Annotated in this window: 1 protein-coding gene; it reads left to right on the top strand. The window is 66.7% G+C overall.

The window, feature by feature from the left end:
- Positions 1-14 precede the first annotated feature (14 nt).
- Positions 15-2465 carry a DEAD/DEAH box helicase gene (locus RZ84_RS00090; RefSeq protein WP_043268627.1) on the top strand — a complete coding sequence of 817 codons (2451 nt, stop codon included), beginning with the start codon at positions 15-17 and terminating at the stop codon, positions 2463-2465.
- The last annotated feature ends 386 nt before the right edge of the window (positions 2466-2851 follow it).

Here is a 2851-nt window from a genome sequence, read left to right as displayed (position 1 = left end):
CGCCCCCCCCGCCGCTGGCGGGCGCCCTCGCCTCCATCCGCCGTACGCTGCGTGCGGATCAGCAGCGCGCGGTGGACAGCGGGGCACGCGGCCTGAGGAAGCCCGGTAGCCGCGGGCACATGGTCTCCGCGTGTGGTACGGGCAAGACGCTGATCGCGCTGCGTACCGCCGAACAGCTCGACGTCGACTTCCTGTTGGTTGCGGTGCCGTCGCGGGATCTGATCGGCCAATGGGCCCAGGCTGCGCGCGCAGACGGCCGTACGGAGCCGTTGATGGCGGTGTCATCCCTCGACGCCGGCAAGCACCCGGCGCTGGCGGGCACGGGTGCGGTAAGCACCAACTCGGGTGACTACCTGGCCTATTGGCTGGCCCGTTGCCAGAAGCGGGGTGAGAAGGCGATCGTGTTCGTCACGCTCGACTCTCTGGCCAGGATCGAGGAGGCCCAGCACTCGGTGTTCACCGCACCTGTCTTCGACGTCATGGTCGTAGATGAGGCGCACCGCACCGCGGGTAGCTGGGACAAGGAGTGGACGATGATCCACGACAACACCCGTGTCCCTGCTAAGCGGCGCTTGTATCTGACCGCGACCCCATACGAGTGGGAGGCACCGCGCCTGGCCGAGGCCCCAGATACCCGCCCCCAGCCCAAGCGCACCCCCTCCACCGCACCAGCGTGGGAGTCCCCGCCCCTGATTGCCTCGATGGACGATCCGAAGGTGTTCGGCCCCCGCCTGCACACCTACACCCACGCCGAGGCGATCGAGGACGGCGTCCTGGCCGACTACCAGCTCCTCATCCCCACCATCACCGACACCGACCTGCGCCAGGTCCTGACCGACCCAGACGGCGCGCACAACGGTTTCGCCCCGACCGCGCGCCGCACGACGGCCCTGCACCTGGCGGTCCTCAAAGCGATGACCGAACACGACCTCAAGCACGTGATCGTCTACTTCCAACAGGTCGCAGACGCCGCCGACTTCGCCCGCCAATTCACGCACACCCTGCGCACTCTCCCACCCGACCAGCGCCCCGACTGGGCGAGCAGCCTGTCCGTCTCCTCGATCAACGGCAACCACACCCCTGCCCAGCGCGCGAAACTCCTCGACCGCTTCGCGAACGCCGACCGCGCCGTGATCACCAACGCCCAAGTCCTCGGCGAAGGCATCGACTTGCCTGCCGTGGACGCGATCGTGTTCGCCTCCCGAACCGCGAGCGTGCGCCGGATCGTCCAGGCCCTGGGCCGCGCCCTGCGCAAACCCCCCACCACCGACGTGAAGACCGCAAGCCTGATCATCCCCGCCTACACCCCACCAGGAGCAGACCCCACCGACCTCCTCGACACCCCCTACGAAGCTCTCTGGCTGATCACCGCCGCGCTGCGCCACCACGACCAGACCATCGCGGCCCGCGCCCCGCGCAAGACCACCACGCACCGCCTGGACAGTGCCACCCACCGCGTCCTTACACGCCGGTTCCGTTTCGACTTTACCCTCGACCCTGGCACGATCGCCCGCGCCATGGACCTACTGGCCTGGCCCTCAGCCGGCGCGGTGCTCTCCGCGCCCCGCCGTACCGGCCTGGCAGCGGCCATCCGCTACCACGCCGAACACGGCCACCTGAAGGTCCCGGTCGACTACACCGACGCCTACGGCTACCGCCTCGGCCAGTTCATCGACGGCCAGCGCACCGCCTACGACCAAGGTGCCCTTACAGCAGACTGGGTCAGGGAGCTTGAGGATCTGGGCATGATCTGGGACGCCCATGAGGCCGCCTGGCAAGGGCACATGGCGACCGTCGAGGCCTTCCACACCACCTACGGCCACCTCGCCATCCCCGCCATCGAACCCGGCGGCCAATTCCTCATCGACCAACGCGCTCTGGTCCGCAAGAACCGCCTCCACTCGGACCGTGAAGCCCAACTCACCGCCCTCGACGCCGACTGGACGCTCCCTCACGGACCCGACTGGCACCGCAAATACCACCTCCTGCGCCGGCACATCGAAGCCGGCCACCATGTAGCCACGCTGCGCCGCGACACCGTGGTCGACGGCGTGAAGGTCGGCAGCTGGCTGCACCGACAGCTCACCACCTGGAACAAGCTCTCTGACGGCCAACGAGACCGTCTGACTCGCCTCGGCCTGACTCCAGATCAAATTCCGCTGCCCGTACGCAAGATGACATCCGATGAGGCCCGATCTAGTGGGAGAACACGTCGCACCTTCGAACAGATGACGATACTGCTGCGCGCCTTCATGGAACGGCATGGCCGTGTACCCGGTGCCCGGGAGTGGATCGAGGTCGACGGGCAGCGAGTCATGATCGGCCCGTGGCTCTGCAAGACACGCACCAAGCATAACTCCGGTCAACTACCCGAAAAATATGGACAGTTTATGCGCGAAATCCTCCACGAGGACTGGCCAGTGACGGCCAAAGAAGAGGACGCCGATCTCTCGGAGATCCCATAGTTTTTCTGCTTCCTTATGAGTGTCAGCGCCCTCCCATACCGATATGCTGGGCAGCATCGGGAGAGGCCCACCCAGAGGGAACCCGCAAGATGCCTCGTTCGCCACCACCTCACAGTACTAGCCAGCTTGAAGGCGGACGCGGAGCGGACGCCTTCCCAACTACCGTAATCACTATCAAAGTTGCAGGTAGACATAGCACGCGGAAGAGGGGAGCAGATCACGGAGTGATCGGCTCACCACAGCAGCGCGGAGCGCTGCTTGCGCGTGCCTGCGGAGCAGGCACGCGGCCAACCACCGGAGGTGGTTGGCATCTTGACGCCCCGTAGGGGCGTGCGTCTTGACGCCCCGTAGGGGCGTGCGTCGTTCCTCCGGAGGAGGACGCGCGC

Source organism: Streptomyces sp. CT34 (genome assembly GCF_000805335.1).
GTDB lineage: Bacteria > Actinomycetota > Actinomycetes > Streptomycetales > Streptomycetaceae > Streptomyces.
The sequence above is the reverse complement of the archived record's forward strand: the minus strand, read 5'-3'. Positions and strand labels throughout refer to the sequence as shown.